This is a genomic window from Mycobacterium sp. NGS56 (assembly GCF_059812425.1).
In genome coordinates, this window is the sequence record NZ_JCALCQ010000016.1 from 64,089 (window position 1) to 78,725 (window position 14,637).

Annotated in this window: 19 protein-coding genes and 1 pseudogene; 10 read left to right on the forward strand and 10 right to left on the reverse strand. The window is 64.6% G+C overall.

All coding sequences use genetic code 11. The features are described 5' to 3' along the window. The first annotated feature begins 78 nt into the window (after positions 1–78). From AC5Y4F_RS24750 to AC5Y4F_RS24760, 3 genes are read left to right on the forward strand one after another with little or no spacing between them, the layout of a single operon-like run. Positions 79–276, forward strand: a complete 198-nt coding sequence (locus AC5Y4F_RS24750) for a hypothetical protein (protein ID WP_036473391.1) — start codon at positions 79–81, stop codon at positions 274–276. A gap of 46 nt (positions 277–322) precedes the next feature. Next, on the forward strand, positions 323–565 hold the full coding sequence (locus AC5Y4F_RS24755) for a hypothetical protein (RefSeq protein WP_036473390.1): 243 nt from the start codon (positions 323–325) through the stop codon (positions 563–565). After that, on the forward strand, positions 562–885 hold the full coding sequence (locus tag AC5Y4F_RS24760; protein WP_036473389.1) for a type II toxin-antitoxin system PemK/MazF family toxin: 324 nt from the start codon (positions 562–564) through the stop codon (positions 883–885). The genes AC5Y4F_RS24755 and AC5Y4F_RS24760 overlap by 4 nt, the downstream gene beginning before the upstream one ends. A gap of 1 nt (position 886) precedes the next feature. Here the strand turns inward: AC5Y4F_RS24760 and AC5Y4F_RS24765 are convergent, their stop codons facing one another. Then, entirely contained in the window at positions 887–1,201 is a 315-nt protein-coding gene (locus tag AC5Y4F_RS24765; protein ID WP_036473388.1) for a hypothetical protein, read from the reverse strand. On the opposite strand from AC5Y4F_RS24765, the pseudogene AC5Y4F_RS24770 reads away from it, so the two are divergent. Beyond that, positions 1,200–1,516 (forward strand): annotated as a pseudogene (locus AC5Y4F_RS24770) (type II toxin-antitoxin system PemK/MazF family toxin). The gene AC5Y4F_RS24765 and the pseudogene AC5Y4F_RS24770 overlap by 2 nt on opposite strands. A gap of 100 nt (positions 1,517–1,616) precedes the next feature. Further along, a complete protein-coding gene (locus AC5Y4F_RS24775; RefSeq protein WP_051641669.1) occupies positions 1,617–2,435 on the forward strand; it encodes a type VII secretion target in 819 nt (272 codons plus the stop codon). 42 nt (positions 2,436–2,477) lie between these two features. Here AC5Y4F_RS24775 and AC5Y4F_RS24780 read toward each other — a convergent pair whose 3' ends face one another. Further along, positions 2,478–2,945, reverse strand: a complete 468-nt coding sequence (locus AC5Y4F_RS24780) for a hypothetical protein (RefSeq protein WP_051641668.1) — start codon at positions 2,943–2,945, stop codon at positions 2,478–2,480. A gap of 297 nt (positions 2,946–3,242) precedes the next feature. On the opposite strand from AC5Y4F_RS24780, the gene AC5Y4F_RS24785 reads away from it, so the two are divergent. Beyond that, positions 3,243–4,034 (forward strand): hypothetical protein, encoded by a 792-nt coding sequence (locus AC5Y4F_RS24785; protein ID WP_139813871.1) that lies wholly within the window; start codon positions 3,243–3,245, stop codon positions 4,032–4,034. Beyond that, positions 4,031–4,588, forward strand: coding sequence for a hypothetical protein (locus AC5Y4F_RS24790; protein WP_036473380.1), 558 nt, complete (start codon positions 4,031–4,033; stop codon positions 4,586–4,588). Before AC5Y4F_RS24785 ends, AC5Y4F_RS24790 begins: the two co-directional genes overlap by 4 nt. 146 nt (positions 4,589–4,734) lie before the next feature. Here AC5Y4F_RS24790 and AC5Y4F_RS24795 read toward each other — a convergent pair whose 3' ends face one another. The 5 genes from AC5Y4F_RS24795 to AC5Y4F_RS24815 all read right to left on the reverse strand — a co-directional run bounded on the left by AC5Y4F_RS24795 (position 4,735) and on the right by AC5Y4F_RS24815 (position 8,921). Then, the gene (locus tag AC5Y4F_RS24795) at positions 4,735–5,502 is read right to left on the reverse strand and encodes an HIRAN domain-containing protein (protein WP_051641667.1); all 768 of its coding nucleotides are present in this window, start codon (positions 5,500–5,502) and stop codon (positions 4,735–4,737) included. Further along, the gene (locus AC5Y4F_RS24800) at positions 5,492–6,442 is read right to left on the reverse strand and encodes a HipA domain-containing protein (RefSeq protein WP_036473378.1); all 951 of its coding nucleotides are present in this window, start codon (positions 6,440–6,442) and stop codon (positions 5,492–5,494) included. The genes AC5Y4F_RS24795 and AC5Y4F_RS24800 overlap by 11 nt, the downstream gene beginning before the upstream one ends. A gap of 107 nt (positions 6,443–6,549) precedes the next feature. Beyond that, entirely contained in the window at positions 6,550–7,011 is a 462-nt protein-coding gene (locus AC5Y4F_RS24805) for a MerR family transcriptional regulator (RefSeq protein ID WP_036473376.1), read from the reverse strand. Between the two features lie 3 nt (positions 7,012–7,014). Next, positions 7,015–8,070, reverse strand: coding sequence for a hypothetical protein (locus tag AC5Y4F_RS24810; protein ID WP_036473372.1), 1,056 nt, complete (start codon positions 8,068–8,070; stop codon positions 7,015–7,017). A 161-nt stretch (positions 8,071–8,231) separates the two neighbouring features. Further along, positions 8,232–8,921, reverse strand: a complete 690-nt coding sequence (locus AC5Y4F_RS24815; protein WP_051641665.1) for an HNH endonuclease family protein — start codon at positions 8,919–8,921, stop codon at positions 8,232–8,234. Between the two features lie 342 nt (positions 8,922–9,263). Between AC5Y4F_RS24815 and AC5Y4F_RS24820 the strand changes: the two genes are divergently transcribed. Beyond that, positions 9,264–9,785, forward strand: coding sequence for a hypothetical protein (locus AC5Y4F_RS24820; protein ID WP_084954308.1), 522 nt, complete (start codon positions 9,264–9,266; stop codon positions 9,783–9,785). A gap of 137 nt (positions 9,786–9,922) precedes the next feature. Continuing rightward, complete coding sequence (locus AC5Y4F_RS24825) at positions 9,923–10,108, forward strand: hypothetical protein (RefSeq protein WP_036473362.1); 186 nt, start codon at positions 9,923–9,925, stop codon at positions 10,106–10,108. Between the two features lie 26 nt (positions 10,109–10,134). Here the strand turns inward: AC5Y4F_RS24825 and AC5Y4F_RS24830 are convergent, their stop codons facing one another. Genes AC5Y4F_RS24830 through AC5Y4F_RS24840 form a run of 3 tightly spaced genes read right to left on the reverse strand, consistent with a single transcriptional unit; the run spans position 10,135 to position 13,438 of the window. After that, on the reverse strand, positions 10,135–12,015 hold the full coding sequence (locus tag AC5Y4F_RS24830) for an ATP-binding protein (RefSeq protein ID WP_051641664.1): 1,881 nt from the start codon (positions 12,013–12,015) through the stop codon (positions 10,135–10,137). A 49-nt stretch (positions 12,016–12,064) separates the two neighbouring features. Further along, positions 12,065–12,715, reverse strand: coding sequence for a phosphoribosylanthranilate isomerase (locus AC5Y4F_RS24835; protein ID WP_051641663.1), 651 nt, complete (start codon positions 12,713–12,715; stop codon positions 12,065–12,067). 24 nt (positions 12,716–12,739) lie between these two features. Continuing rightward, positions 12,740–13,438, reverse strand: a complete 699-nt coding sequence (locus AC5Y4F_RS24840) for a class I SAM-dependent methyltransferase (RefSeq protein ID WP_176234870.1) — start codon at positions 13,436–13,438, stop codon at positions 12,740–12,742. 137 nt (positions 13,439–13,575) lie between these two features. Between AC5Y4F_RS24840 and AC5Y4F_RS24845 the strand changes: the two genes are divergently transcribed. After that, entirely contained in the window at positions 13,576–14,361 is a 786-nt protein-coding gene (locus tag AC5Y4F_RS24845) for a hypothetical protein (protein ID WP_036473359.1), read from the forward strand. The last annotated feature ends 276 nt before the right edge of the window (positions 14,362–14,637 follow it).

A 14,637-nucleotide genomic window follows, 5' to 3' on the forward strand; every position in this document is an offset into this window, starting at 1 on the left:
CGGTCGCTCGGGTCGGTACTTCGTAGGTAGGTGCCTAAGAAGGGGCACCGTTGATCTCATGGAAGGACCACACAGCCGATGACCGAGCATCAGGACACCACCCCCGAACCGACATCCGAACGGCGTGGCCGGGTGGGCGCGATCACCCGCGCGGCTATGGCCGTGGCCGTCGGCATCGGCTACGGGTATTGCACCCACGATGTCGGCCAGGCCCTCACCGCTACCGGTGTGGCGCTGAGCTTGCTGCGCGAGACCTTCGGGCGGCCGTCGCGGTGAGCGCGGACTCCTGCCTGGTGTCCCGCGTGCGTGCCACACTTATGCCATGCCCGGCAATCGCACCAGGGTGAGCACAACGGTGGACGCCGATCTGCTCGCCAGCGCGCGCACACTGCGGGCCGGCGCCAAGGACCACGCCTTGTTCGATGAGGCCCTGGGGGCGCTCCTGGCCGCCAACCGGGCCGCCGAGGTCGACGCGAGCTACGCCGCCTACGACGAGCACCCGGCCGACGAGCCCGACCAGTGGGGCGAGGTCGCCGACTGGCGCCGGTCTGCGGGTCGAATATGACCCTGCCGGCGCGCGGTGAGCTGTGGTGGTGCGAGATCCCCGGCTCGGGCGCGCGGCCTGTCGTGGTGCTGTCCCGTGATGCGGCGATTCCGAAGTTGCGGCGTGTGCTCGTGGCGCCATGCACGACGACGGTGCGGGGACTGGCCAGCGAGGTGGTGCTCGACCCGAGTGGCGATCCGGTGCCCCAGCGTGCGGCGGTGAATCTGGATCTGGTGGAAAGTGTGCCGGTGGCGGCGCTGGGGACGCGGCTGGGTCGGCTAGCGGATTCGAGGATGGCGGCGGTGTGCGCCGCGTTGATCGTGGCGGTGGGCGGCCGTTGATTCAGCGGCGCCGGCGGCGTTCGGTGTCGAGGTCGACGACGTGCTGATGCTCGATGCCCCCGGCTGCGGTGGCGGTCTGGTGTTCGGCGACGGCGGCGGCGATGCGGTCAGCCATCTTGCTGATCATGTCGTCGGTGATGTAGACCTTGGCAGCCTGGCGGCCGATGCGCACGAGGCGGGCGACGTGGTCGAGGTCGTCAGAGATGTCCTGGCGGGCGGTGTCCTCGCTGACGGTGAGTCCGTGCCGGTCGGCGAGCAGGGAGACCAGCAGCGCGGCGCGGTCGTCGAGCCAGGGGGAGCGGCGTGCTTTCGTCATCGTGGCTGAACCGTACCGGCCGAGGGCGGCGCCGCGCGCCGTTCGGGTACTAGCAGTGCTCGCGCGTGATGGAGGCCATCGCACGGTTGCAGCGGGTCCTGGTGGCGCCGTGCACGACGACGGTGCGCGGGCTGTGCCAGCGAAGTGGTGTTGCAGCCCGAGGATGAGCCCGTGTCCCGTCCCGGGGCGGTGAACCTGGATCTGGTCGACTGCGTTCCCGTCGTCGCGCTGCATGCCCGCCTGGGGCGACTGGCTGAGGAGCCGATGCGGACGGTGTGCGCGGCGCTGGCTGTCGCTGTGGACTGGCGGGCTTGAGAAAAGGACGCTGCAATCGGCGCGCAAGTGTCGCCTGGTGTCACAGTTATCGGGGAGAATCGGGGCTAGTTGTTGGATTGATCCAGGTAGGAGACGTGGTGTGGCTGAGTTAGACGCCAATCCGGCTGATTTGGTGCGCTTCGCTGACGCCTATTCGCAGTTGGCGCACCGTGCGGCGCAGATTTCGCCGCAGGCCGCCGACGAGGTGCAGAAGGTGATCGACACCCACGGACCGATGGGCTATCCCACCGCGGTCGGGATCGCGGCCGGTCTGGCCAAGGCTGAAGGGCCGGTGCAGGCCAAGGTTGCTGATTTCAACACCTACGCCCAGCGGCTCACTGAGCACGCCGACACCTACACCCGGGTCGACGGCCAGGACGCACAGCGGTACAAGGCAGCGGACTTCTCCACCGATCTGCCCGGTACTGGGCAAGGCAAAGACTCCCCGGCCACGCCGTTGGACTCCAAGACGTGGAAGCCCGGCGACAAACGCCACATGCCTTACATCGCAGGCAAAGGCGGAAAGGGGCCGCCGAACACTGCCGATGCGCCGCCGTGGGTTGATATCTACGACAGGACCAAAGATCCTGATCAAGTTCCGCACAGTTTCGTGCGCTCCGATGAGATCCCCGGGGTGAAAGTCCTGCCGCCCAATCAATTAGGCCCGGCGCCGTTCTATGACGAACATGGCAACGAGATCCAATACGTTGAGCTGACCCCGAAGTCGGGGGTGTGGGTGCCGCAATCGGATTTCCCTGGCGCCAAGATGTATTCGCCGGGTGTTACGCCAAACCCTTTGCCGCCCTACGGGTATGACGAATGGCTGCCGGGCTCAGGGATCTATCTGTGGCATGGAGATATGGTTCCCGAGCCGTATAACCCGCATAGCATGCTGCCCGGGCAGACCACACCGCAATAACGCGCGCCCCTTCCAACCCTCCTGGGGGCGGGGAGGTTTTTGTCAGCTACGGCCCTGGGTGTGCGTTCGCCCAAAAGCACGCCCCAGTAGCGATTTTCGGGCGGCGGCCTCGGCGGCGGCACGAGTACGGCGTTGCGCGCGAAGGTCTCGGTCGAAGCGGCGGCGCAGGATGCGTTCTTCGCGCCAGCTGTGTTCGCTGTTGATCAGCCGGCTCATCTGAGTGTCGGTGAGGCTGGCAAGATCGCCGGCGCTATCGTGGGCGGCGATGACGATGTCGCCGCGCAGCAGGGGCACCTCGTGGGCGGTGAAGCGGGTGGTGGCCAGCAGCAACCCCGTCGCCTGACGGTTGACCCGCAGCCACGGGCTGTGACTGAACCAGAAATCGAGCACGCCGTCGCTACTGGTGAGCACTTGCAGTCGATCGCCGCGGACCAGGTCGGCGATGTCGGCCACACACCAAGGCTCGATCTTGTACAGCTCTTCGTTATGGCTGGCCAGAAGCGTAATCATGATCTTGGATCCTTCGCTACTTTCCTTCAGGTCGAACCTCGGACGGGGAGCGGTAGACAACAGATCGGCCGGAAAGAATTGCGGCGCAGACTAATCGCATTCGTCTAAATTCGGATGGTAACAACCCGAGCGGACACCGTCGGTCGATCAATGACCGATGGCTGCAGAGGCCCTATAAGGTACTCGTTTGCCCGGTGAGTTTTGGTGACGCGAGTGCGGGCCGGGCCGCCGCCAATGCCATGGCTCGATAGCCGGATACGACTGCGCGGTCTCCCGCTTTCCGCTTAGATCGGGTCCATGGATCTTGATCGGCTCCGTGACGGAGATGTCACAAGTCATCGCCGTATTGACGCTGATCTTGGGGTACTCGGGCGCCACCTCGTCGTCATCTCAGGGATAGCTTGTCCGAACTGGAAGATCAACGACGATAACCGCCATGCGGACAAGTGCGTTCTTCATCTGCGCGAGCGGGTCGACGACATAGAAGGCACGCCCGCGGTGTTCGTCGGATTGGCGAGCGTCGCCAATGGGGAATCGGAATACACCTTCGCCACCGACGCCGCGACCGTCGACGTGGACGACGCCGGCGAGCTTGTGCTCCATACTGACCTCGTCCTCATCGGTGAGTGGTCGGCGCTTTCCCGTTTCAGCTACCAGATCGTGCTGACCACACGCAAAGTGGTCGCGGAGATCTCAGGCACCATCTCGTGGCCGACACAGTGGTTCCGGCCGCCTACACCGGATCCCGCTGGCGTTTCGGGAATCTTCACCGTGGTGGCCAATAGGCGGGAGATTACCGAAAAAAATAGTGGCCCCGGGCAATTCGGTGAATTCACTGAGGTGCTCACACCGATTACGCCTGGGGAGATTGTTTCTGTGAGCATCGATGAAGAAACCACCCGGGCTGTATATCGAATCGTCGAACCTCCCAAGGGGCTCGAACTGAAAGTCACCGTGGCACAAGATGGCAGCCTCGGCGACGGTGTCCTATTCGATGCACCACATGGCGACCTCGTGACCCTCACCGTCGCCCAGCCGACGCGCTCCGACATCGACTTCACCGCTTCTTTGAAGAAGAAGCTGGGATGACTGCACCGCTTATCCCGCCAGAATCGCAGGTCCTGCGCATACCAGTCGCCGGCCCCTACCCGTATAACACTCTCGCGTACGTCCAGTATCTCGTGACGAGGGAAGATCTTGAGAGCCTTACGATTTCCATCGCGGCCGGCCAGATTGTGCGCGAGACTTTTCGTTCTCCCAGCCCACTCATACTGCACGGATTTGACTCGACAGACCAGCGCCAAAAGCGCGTAGAGCACTCCTCGACGGCAGTCTTGACGTCCCTGGCGGCCAGCGACGCCGAACCCTTCACCGCCGCAGTCGACAGCATTGGGATTGACGCGCAAGTTGATGACGAGAGCGGCCAGGTGTTCTTCACGTTCTCGCAGGCGAAGCGGTATGTCTACAGCAGCCCTTTTTTCGACAAGCAACTTAACTTCGCGATCCGGTTCAGCAGCTGGGTGCTGCTCTACGAGCCGCGCCCCGAGGGGCCCGACGAACGGGACAAAGCGCGCAACCTACACGCCCGTGTGCCCGTTGGGCCGCCCCCTGTGAAGCACTTTGGCGACGTCGGCGGGCAATGACATCGCCGTTATCGAATCAGCTGGCCGGCCGTAGGCTCGACCCTGCACAACTGTCCGTTGTGCCTAGCCAGAAGCGTGATCATGCTTCTCTTCTGCGTTGGTAGGTGTGACCCGAGCGCGCCGCGTCTACCCGAACGTATCGCCTGTTAGGCCGCTGTGCGCCATTGTGGGCCATCGAACGGCGAAGGCCCGCGGAGTACTCCATCCAGGCGCAGCAGGAGCCGCAAATGCGGGTTGGTCTCCGGAGGGTTTGCCTGCACGACGCTTAGACGCGCTTGGCCGCCGGAGATCACTGCGCTGACGTAGTCGATCAGGGGGTCGGGCACGTACCCCAAGTGCAGGTCGCGGTGAGTGATCCTGATGGCCGATGGGTTCACCGGGTTGTCGGGTACACGCTGTAGTCCCAGCACGGTGTCGCGTGTCAGCGCCGAAATTGCGCGGCTGGCCTCATCAGTGCAGTAACGGATGCCGTGCGCCAAGAACCGCGCCTCGGTGCGCCCCCTGGCCTGGTCAATCTGTGGTAGCGCAATGAGTTCGATCGTGTCGCCCTCTCGATATCCGCCCGAGGCGGTGAGAATCTCCCACGAATCAGCGTCTTCAGCCAGGTTCAGGCTCGCCAAGTACTGTGGCCTGTCGGCTCGCTTGGCGCCGATGACGCGCTCGGCGAACGCGGAAAACAGGTGGGCGCGACGATAGCGGCGGCCGACGTCGCTGAAGCCGATCAGCGGCACAAACGACGGATGCCGCACTGCCGCCTGCAAATACGCGAACTCGAAGGTTCCGTCGACGAGTTTGTCGAGGAAGCCTATTGCCCGATACGTGCCGTCAGGGTCGCGTCGGGTCACGATGAGCCGCGCCACCGTTGCGGGAGTCCGGATCCCGTTGGTGCGAATCAGAAGACCGCTATGCGCCATCGATCAGCCGCCTCCGATTCACTGCGAGAACTTCGGTAACAAACCTACGGGTTACCTCTGACATGTCGGGTATTGATTGCACGATATCTTCGCATGCATGGTCGCTGACCTGCGATATTTGCCGCATCCAGTGGGCGCGCGCCGGTGGGCTTGCCGCCTGAAGCGCATGCAACCCCAGCTCGACCAGTGTCAGCGGGCCTGAGTCAGGAAACCGAGAGGCTTTCCCGCGTCGGGACCATGTTTCGATGCCCTCCTCGAGCGCCCGCGCGTGCAGGGCTTCGCCGTACCCGCTGCCCAGGGCACTGCCGTGATCGAAGCTGTGGGCCAGGCGCATGACGCCGCTCGGCGCCTGGACCAGCGCCCAGTTGTAGGCGTGACGGTCGGTATTGACGATCCAGGCGTCCAACACGAGGTAGCCGACGAATACGTCGAACGCCGGCCACGCCTCGTACGGGGTTTCCGGTGGCCCGCTCAGCCCGGCGAGCGCCTGCGCGATCGCGTCCATGGTGTGTCCGTGGCCAGTGTCGGCGTCGAAGGCGTCGTCGAATTCCTCAAGCCGACTCGCTCCTGCGCTGAGCACCCACCCACTCGGCCGCACATCGCGGCTGATCGAGCCCCGGACCGGTCGGTGATCGCTGAGCTGCACCGACAGGGCCAATTCCGTTGTCGCGGCCGGCACCGTCATGAGGTGGGCCAGTTCGAATGAGATCTTCTCCGCCCAGTCGTCCCCTCGGACCAGCACGTCGGGCGTGTCTCCACGCTGTTGGCGCTGTGTGGAGAGCAACAACTCCTTGGTTCGGCGCGGCTTGAACAACCACTCTCGGCCCGCGTACGGGCTGCGTTCGGGGGGAATGAACCACCGCTTGCTTTCATCACCACCAGGTTCGCGTTCACCACGCACCCATCCCGCCCCGGCGAGGTCGACGACGGTAAATGCCACAACCCAGCGTAAACACCCATACGAGCGGGCAGGGTCAACAACGCCGGCGACAAGCACGGGGGTCTCCAACCGTGGGCCGCGGCTCAAATGAACCCCCGCGAGCGCTTTTAGCCGCGGTCCTTGTCGGTAATCGCCTGCAACGCAGAGTGATAACGGACGATCTGCATGCGCACCAGGTCGAGTTGCTGCAGTGTGGCCGCCAGCGTAGTGGTGGTGTTCCCGTAGGTCGCATAGCTCGTGGCGCCGAGGAGATCGACGCCAAGGGGCTCAGCCGGGTGGTCGCGGGCCTCGGTGATGTCGTTGCGGATCGCCTCGAGCTCGACCTCGACGCGCGCGATCAAATCCGCCGCGCGTTGCAGGTGTCGGTCGCGCTGCCGCAGCACGAGCTGTCGGCAGTGCTGCCAGGTGGGCACATTGGCCGCGGGCAGGTAGGCGTGTCCGCGGGCAGATCTCAGCGCTTGCGGCAGCAGCTCATCAGCGATCAGCAACTGCAGCGTGTCAGCGCTGATACCGCAGAGTTTCGCGGCCTCGGAGAGCTTGAGGCCTTGCGGCTCTTGAGGATTGGTCACTGGTCAGCGGCCTTTGCGTAGTACGTGCACCCGGGTTTTCGGGGCGATCAGCGGAGCACCTTTGGGGCCCTTGATGTAGTCGCCGATGTACTTGGGTTTGCGCCAGCTGTGGTTGGGGCCCCAGGCCTGCTGGCGCCAGTGGCCCGCGACGGGGAAGCGGTGGTTGTAGGTGCGGCCGGGCTCGGCGCCGGGTTCATAGGTGGCTGCTCGGGCACGCAGGTCGACGATCGTCACGGTTGAGGGTTCTCGCGGCGGTCGCTCTGGGGGCTGGTGATCATCTTCGATGTCAGCCGGTTGGGGCTCCGGGGGTCGAGGAGATCCGATGGTGCGGGTTTCGGCGACGTTGGCTTGGGCCATGAGTAACCAGGCCGCTCCTACGACGCTGACGAAGGGGTGCGCGCTTTCGGTGTTGTTGGCTTCCTCAGTACGCGGGACGTCGGGTTTGGCCATGATGGTTTGCGCTGCCCAGACCGGGGAGGTGGTGTCGGCGAGCCGTAACACCTCAGGGTTTTGGTCCTCGCGTGAGAACGGCACCAATTGGAGCAGGCCATCTGGTCTGCTCCACCACCACACGCCGTCCCAGGAGATGTCGATGATGGTGGCGACGTCTGGGGTGAGGCCTTGGGCGATGTAGGCCGGGTTGTTCAGCCCGGCCTCCACCGCGTCGGGTTTGAGTGTTCCCGAAGGGACGGTGCCCGCGGATTTCGCCCAGCACAGCATGCCGGTGGGAGCCGGTAACGCGGCTGCCGGTGTCCATTCCGGTAGGGATTGGGCAGCATCCAAAACGACGTCGACCATGTCGCGGGCGACCCAGTAGAGCTCCGCGGTGCGCAGGGCCTGGGCTTCGGCTCTGATGATGGGGGCGGTGTCGGCGAATCTCGCGATCAGACGTTGGATCCTTTTCGCCGTGGCGATGTCGTGCGCTGAGGCATCCGGCGGTGGTGGGACCTTGTACTGGTCGAATGAGATCTCCGCTGTGGCCTCGAGCGCGCTGCACCACTGCCGGCGGATGATCGGAACGCTCGTCGCCGCCCAGGGCGCGCCGCGCCGCCGGCTCATGGCAGCTCGGGGACTGAGTCGATGCGCCTGCTTTCCGCGGCGCTGACGATCAGGCACTTGATGTGGGCGAGCCGCATGCCAAATATTCTGCGACACCATCCGCCCCGGCCGGGCGGCACCTATCGACATTGTGTGGCACGGACGGCGAAGAGATCGCGCGCTCAGTCGCTCTGGCAGGCCGCAGCCGCGGCCGCGCGGTCTTTGACGGTGATCGGCAGCTGGTACTTGACGGTGACGGTGAGATAGCGGATGACGTAGGGGCATTTGTCGATCGCGGGTAGCCATTCGGACAGGGTGGAGTCGCCTTTGCTGCTGTTGGCTGAGCTGGATACCGCGACGAGTTCGGTCATGTCGTTGGCGAAGATCCGGCGCTGCTGCAAATCCCATTGGGCCGCACCTGCATTCCAGGAAGCCCGCAGCGGCACGATGTGATCGACCGCCACGTGTTTGAGGTCGACGATTTGCCCGGTGTAGGGATCGGGCTCTAGCCGGCCCGCGATGACCTTGCAGTTCCGCGTTCCCGGCTTGTATTCGATGTCGTGTAACGCGGTGTGCAGCAGGCGGTTGCGGGTGTCGCAGCCGGTGTGATCGAGGGGATCGTTCCAGGCGGGGCCGAACACGCAGCCGTGTCCTTTTCCGCATCCGCGGTCATACCCGGGTGCGGGGTTTATCTGGTCGACGATGCGTACCTGTGCGAGTAGGCCGGCCACGGAGCCAGTCGCCCGCGGCGGCGCCGCTGGGCCGGCTTGGCTGACACCGAGGTGGGCGCAGCCGACAGTGATCGCCGCGGCCGCAGCCACGGCCCACCGGCTGGCGCGGTGCCTTCGGGTTGTGGTCTCGGTGGCGTGCACGTTGCCGACCGTAACGCCGTCTCATGACAGGGCGATCAATTCGTCCGTCGGCACAGCGCGGTTGCCCCTTGGGGCGTCGAGCTGTTGCGTCGGTGATGTCGGTTCGGTCGTCGATAATGGGCTGGTGTCTGAGCCTTTGCACAGTAGTCGGCAGGCGCCGAAACTGCCTCCCGCGCGAATCCAAGATCTGACGATGTTGGTTCGAGTTCCTGGCCGGCCCGAGGCGATCCGCGCGTTCACTGATGCCGAGCACGCTCTCGCCGAGCACTATGCCTCCCAAGAAGGGGGCGTGATTACCACGCTCGGGAGTGACTGACACTGCTATACGCGGCGGACGCCACGATGGGTGAGCATGAAAGAGGTGGGCGGTGGATCGATTTCAGCCGCGCGGTGTTCGAGTTCGCGTGCGTTCTGGCTGCCACGAAGTCCGACGGCTGGCCGGATGATCCGTGGGAATTCTGGGAGAAGCCGTGGCATTGGGACAACGCGCATGCGCTGTGGGAAAGGCTCGGCAAGCCGCGGCGGCCCCACCCGAGGTGGGCCCGTTTCGTTCACGCGGTGGACACCCATGGCGAGGTTGCGGCACTTGCTGAGCTGGAGGAGTCCGGCGCGCTCACTCCGCTGTGGTGGGAGAACGACAGTGAGTGGTCGGCCTTCGCGGCTGCTTTTGCAGCGGCGGGTCACCGCTACGTCGCCGCGGCGCCGTTCCTGGGCGAGGGCGACACCGGCCTGGTGTTTCGCTGGGTCTTCGACGAACCACATAGAGCCTGGGTGGAGCTCGGCCGGCCCCGGCCACATGCGCGTGGCTGGGCCGAATTCGTGATCGGGTGGAGGTTCGTTGAGCCGACATCTCGAAATGACTGACGGGAGGTGGCGCCGGTACGATCGACGCGAGCGGTTCTTCCGAGGCGGCGATGACGCCCCGCGGAGCGCTCGGCGATGGCTATCTTGTAATGGCGCTCGAAAGCTCCCCTTCAGCATCAACTTTCGTGAGGATTGCTGTGCGCGACGAATTGTTTTCCGGCTTCAGCGAAACCGGGTGGGATGAGGCACCCTGGGATGCCGAACCCAGGTTCACTGCCGACGAGCTGCAGATTCTGCTCAATCCGACGCTATCGGCCGCGGAGGCCGCCGAGCGCGTCGGCTGCGTGGTGCGCGACGTTCTTCGGCTGCGCCGAACAGCCTAAAAGCAACAGGCTGACACCCGTGACTTTCAGCGCTGTTCTGAATCCCTGTGTGGCAGTGAGTCGCTTGCGCCTGATGCTGCGCGCATGAGGACGTCGGTGGCAACGACGAGGTCACCGCGTTGTTCGACGAGGCCGTTGCGGCGCAGCTGGCCGAGGTAGGTCGAAAAGGTGCCGCCACTGACGCTCACATCGGCTGCCTGGGCGATCTGATCTCTGGTCAACCCGTTCGGGTAGGCGTCGATGGCTGCTTGGAGCATTCGCGCCGCTCCGGCGCGCAGGATGCCGAGGTAGTGCTGCTGGAGCTCTTGGGCGGTCATGGGTTTGGGCCGGTGGCCGACGTATTGCCAGCCGGCCTCGGTCAAGGTGAACCCGGTGGCGTTTTCATCGATGAGTCCTGCGCGGCGCAGTTGTCCGAGGTAGGTCGACCAGGTGCCGCCGGTGTGCTTCATTCGCGCGACCGTGGCCCACTGGGATTTGGTGAGTCGCAGCGGGGCCATTCGAGCCAGCGCGGTGATCATGCGGTGCGCTCCGGAGCGAAACCGCAACGGCGCGTCACTGTTTGGTTCGGCCGGTTGGCCGAGGGTGGTGGGGGAGCATGGGTCGCCGTTGTGCTGTGCGGTGGCAGCGTTGGTGGGGCGTGGTTGGCTCGGGTGCTTGGGCTCGGCAGGCCGTGTCGAGGATGTGGTCTCGTGCGCTGGTGCGGTAGGCGGTGCCGGCGCGGTGGTGAGGGTGTGCAGTGCCGAGTTGATCAGTTCGGCCGCTGATCGCAGTGACTTGACGACGTGGGGGTCTTCGTGACGTCGTGTCTGAAGGTCGGTCAGTTGTGCGCGCAGTGTGGCGATTTCACTCTCGCGCTGCTCGAGGAGCTGCGCGGCGGCGGACGCCTGCTGGGTCGCCTGGTCTGCGCGTGCGCTGGCGGCGGCGAGTTGGCTGCGCAGGGACTGTATTTCGGCGTGAAGAGTGTGTGGGTCGTTGTGGTGGGCGCGTTCTCGTGTTGCGGCGATCTCTGCGCCGAGTTTGTCGAGGTCGATGTCGGCGCGTTTCTTCGGGACCACCCGTGTTTGTCCTGGCTTGGGTGTGGCGTGCGAATCGAAGGTGCTGAACATCGGAAACGTTGTGCGCTTGAGGATTCGGAGGAACCCGGGGCTCCACACCCATCCTTCGCCTACGGCCAGTGATGGCAGGGATGCTATGACTTGGCGGGCGGTGGTGTCGTCGTGGTCGGCGTTGACGTTGATCCAGTCTTGGACGGCTTTGATCGAGCGGGGTCCGGTCATGCGGAGCAGGATCACCGTCTCCATCAGTTCCAGTACGGATTTTGCGGTTTCTTGTGCGCGCTGACTGACCACTGTGAGGCCCAGGCCGCGGTGGCGGCCGCGTTTGGCGAGGTCTTCCATTGCACCCAAAAGTCGCGCGGTGTCGGCTGATACGCGCTGGGGGATGAGGACGTCGGCTTCTTCGATCACCACGTGGAGGGGGTCGCGGTTGCGGTGGTAGAGCCGTTCGGCGAATGCGGTGGCAAATGTGCGTGCTTGTGCCTTGCTCATGTGTGATAGGTCCAGCACGGCGGGGATCCGGTCGTCGACGATGAGGTCTGCGAGTAACTGGCCGGCGGTTGGTTCCAGGGGTACGTCGTGGTGGTCTCCGCCGAAGATGACGAAGGGCAGGCCTGGGCCCTTGCCGTCGGCGCTGGAGCGGATGCCCCACCAGTCGCCTTTGACGTCGAGTACGACCACTGGCAGGCCGGCGGTGTGCATGAGTTCGACGAGTCGGTGTGTGACGGCGGATTTTCCGCCGCCGCGGTTGGCTAGTACCGCGACACCGGCGGTCACGATTTCAGGTGGCAGCTGGACGCCAGGCGCGAGGTCGATTGCGCCTGGTCTTGTGGTGTCGGCCTGGGTGCTCATGCTGGCCTCATGGGGCGACGATAGCGCCGTAGAGCGACGTTGCGGCTTTTTACCTGACGCGGGTGGTGGCGGCTGCGACGAAGGCTGTGCAGGCGGCGGGGTCTTTGCGGCCGGTCGCGGATTTGAGGCGGCTGTTGGCGTCGACGCCGAATGGGTGGACGGTGTCGATGGCTTGGCCGACGTTGTCTGCGGCCAGGCCGCCGGCGAGGATGACCGGCAGCGGGTGGAGGCGTTCGACGATGCGACGGCTGGTGGTCCAGTCGTGCGTGAGGCCGGTGCCGCCCAAACGGGTTTCGGTGCGGCTATCGAGCAGGAGCGCGTGGGCGGCGGTGGCTGCTTCGTCGGCTTCGTCGATGCTCTGCGAGCCGGTGATGTGCACGGTGCGAATAATGCGGCGGTGTGCGCGGTGGCGCCAGAGTTCGCGCGCGGCAGTGGCGGTCAGCTCGCCGTGGACTTGGATGGTGTCGACGCCGAGGAGGTCTGCCACTTCGCAGATGCGGGAGGCCTCCGTGAGGTGGGTGACCAGCACCGTGGAAACGAACACCGGGGTGGCCGCGGCGAGGTGTTGGGCTTGTTCGATGTCGAGTTCATCTTCGCTGAGGTGTGTGGTGCCAACGATCAGTCCTATTGCGTCGGCGCCGGCGGTGACCGCGGCCGCCAGGTCGTCAGTGGTGCCGATGCCGCAAATCTTCACGCGCACAGCAGGATTCATGGCGGCGGGTAGTTAGTCGCGTTGGGCGCGTATGTAGAGGAAGAACGGTTGGGTGTTCAGTGCGTGGAGCAGCTCGGCGTCGATGTCAGCGGTGGGCTGGATCTGTGGTTCTTCGACGGTGTCGATGCTGAAGCCTGCGCGTCGGAGTTCACCGAAGATGCTCGATAGGGGCCGGCGGTATGACTGGGCTGTCACCTCGAGGCCACCCCAGTTCCACACCTCGCTGACCAGCTGCGTGCGGTGGTAATCCGCGCGATCTGACAACAGCCATCCGGTGATGGGGTGGTGCATGGAGAAGACCAGCGTTCCGCCGGGCTTGAGGCAGCGGTGAAGCTCTCGCATCAGCGGAGCCCAGTCTTGGATGTAGTGCAGGACTAGCGAGGCCACGACGACGTCCACGCTGGCGGGTGGGGCGATGTCGGTGGGCTGGTCGAGGTCGACGAGTTCGAACTGGGCCGCAGTGCCGAGCCGTTGACGGGCGAGCTCGATCATTTGCGGCTCGGCGTCAACGGCGAGGACCTCGGCGGCTCGTTGGACCAGATGGGTGGTCAGGCCGCCGGCGGCGCATCCCAGTTCGAGAACGTGTTTTCCGCTCAAATCGCCGGCCAGTTCAAGGATGGTGGGCCGGTCGTATTGGTTGTTGACCGGATTCTTCACCGACCAGGCGGCGTAGGCGCTGGCGTGGTCTTTGAACAGCGAGGTGGCGGTCATTGGCTTCATCGTAAGCACCGCGGGCACCCAGTTTGCGCCAAGCGATGTCGCTTCCGGGCCTCTTCTCGTCTTTCGGAGTCGCGTCGAGTCGCGTGGTGAAGTCGCATAGAGTCGCTTTTGGCTTCTAGGCTGGCTTTGTGGCGAATTTGTTGAAGGCGCTTCTCGACGAACGTCACATGCACGCTTACTCCGAATTCATCGCTGAATATAAGCGCGTGGCCCGGGAATTAGACCTGCCCCGCAATGCCGTTCCGCCCACGAAATCGCAGTATTACCGCTGGGTCGGAGGTCAGGTGCGGACCCTTCCCCAAGGGCATCACTGTGTGGTGCTCGAGCAGATGTTCTCGGGCTGGACGGCCAAAGAGCTGTTCGGCCACGGACAGCCTCGCGGCCCATCAGTTGCAGTGGATGACGATGTGCTCGCCGGGATCGGGCCAGGCCTAGATCCTGCGCTGTTGGGAGGGCTCTGGGCGACGGGCTACCTGATCAGTGGCGGCTACCGGCACGTCGATCTGTCGACGGTCACCGTGCGGGGAGCGGGGATCGTGTCCCGCAACTATCCGCCGGCGCCGCGCTTTGAAGGTCATTCGGCCGGGCACGAAACCGATGTGACCGCACGGCTGTTCGGTCGACACCTGATGGGTCATTTCCGTAATCACAACGACCGCTACTTCTTTGGCTCGCTGCATCTTGTGATGCTGCCCGGTGAAACGATTCTCGACGGCTACTACACCGGTTTTCTCAATGACGCTGCGGTAGTGGCCCATCCGTGGCGGTGGGTGCGGGTCGATCCACACTCAGTCGAGGGCGTCGACCTCGATGCGGTCACCTTGGACGATCCCGGCGCTGTCTATGACACCCTCGCCGGGCGTAACCAGTTCGACGGGCCGCTCGCGCTCTCAGACATCGTCGACTCTGCCTGAACGCAGGCCGCAAGACGCGTTAGCCGAGTCGCGTCGAGTCGCGCGATGTGGCGGGACGAAATACGACTTGGTACGCGACCAAACGGGTCTGCAAGACGTCGCGGAACGACCGCCCGATCGCGCATTGTGTCGCTATGTCACCGATATCGAGTAGTGGTGCGGTAGGGGCCGGGACCTGTCCAAGCCAAGGGGTGAAGCCCTCGGGCGCTGCCGTGCTGCCCTGCATGCTTTGGACTACACCCCAGCAAAAAACCTAGCGCAATGTTTCAAACCATT

Excerpts from the sequence above, each read along its gene's own strand:
- AC5Y4F_RS24750 (WP_036473391.1), top strand. The coding sequence starts at position 79 with ATGACCGAGCATCAGGACACCACCCCCGAACCGACATCCGAACGGCGT.
- AC5Y4F_RS24755 (WP_036473390.1), top strand. The coding sequence starts at position 323 with ATGCCCGGCAATCGCACCAGGGTGAGCACAACGGTGGACGCCGATCTG.
- AC5Y4F_RS24760 (WP_036473389.1), top strand. The coding sequence starts at position 562 with ATGACCCTGCCGGCGCGCGGTGAGCTGTGGTGGTGCGAGATCCCCGGC.
- AC5Y4F_RS24765 (WP_036473388.1), bottom strand. The coding sequence starts at position 1,201 with ATGACGAAAGCACGCCGCTCCCCCTGGCTCGACGACCGCGCCGCGCTG.
- AC5Y4F_RS24780 (WP_051641668.1), bottom strand. The coding sequence starts at position 2,945 with ATGATTACGCTTCTGGCCAGCCATAACGAAGAGCTGTACAAGATCGAG.
- AC5Y4F_RS24785 (WP_139813871.1), top strand. The coding sequence starts at position 3,243 with ATGGATCTTGATCGGCTCCGTGACGGAGATGTCACAAGTCATCGCCGT.
- AC5Y4F_RS24790 (WP_036473380.1), top strand. The coding sequence starts at position 4,031 with ATGACTGCACCGCTTATCCCGCCAGAATCGCAGGTCCTGCGCATACCA.
- AC5Y4F_RS24795 (WP_051641667.1), bottom strand. The coding sequence starts at position 5,502 with ATGGCGCATAGCGGTCTTCTGATTCGCACCAACGGGATCCGGACTCCC.
- AC5Y4F_RS24810 (WP_036473372.1), bottom strand. The coding sequence starts at position 8,070 with ATGAGCCGGCGGCGCGGCGCGCCCTGGGCGGCGACGAGCGTTCCGATC.
- AC5Y4F_RS24820 (WP_084954308.1), top strand. The coding sequence starts at position 9,264 with ATGGGTGAGCATGAAAGAGGTGGGCGGTGGATCGATTTCAGCCGCGCG.
- AC5Y4F_RS24830 (WP_051641664.1), bottom strand. The coding sequence starts at position 12,015 with ATGAGCACCCAGGCCGACACCACAAGACCAGGCGCAATCGACCTCGCG.
- AC5Y4F_RS24840 (WP_176234870.1), bottom strand. The coding sequence starts at position 13,438 with ATGACCGCCACCTCGCTGTTCAAAGACCACGCCAGCGCCTACGCCGCC.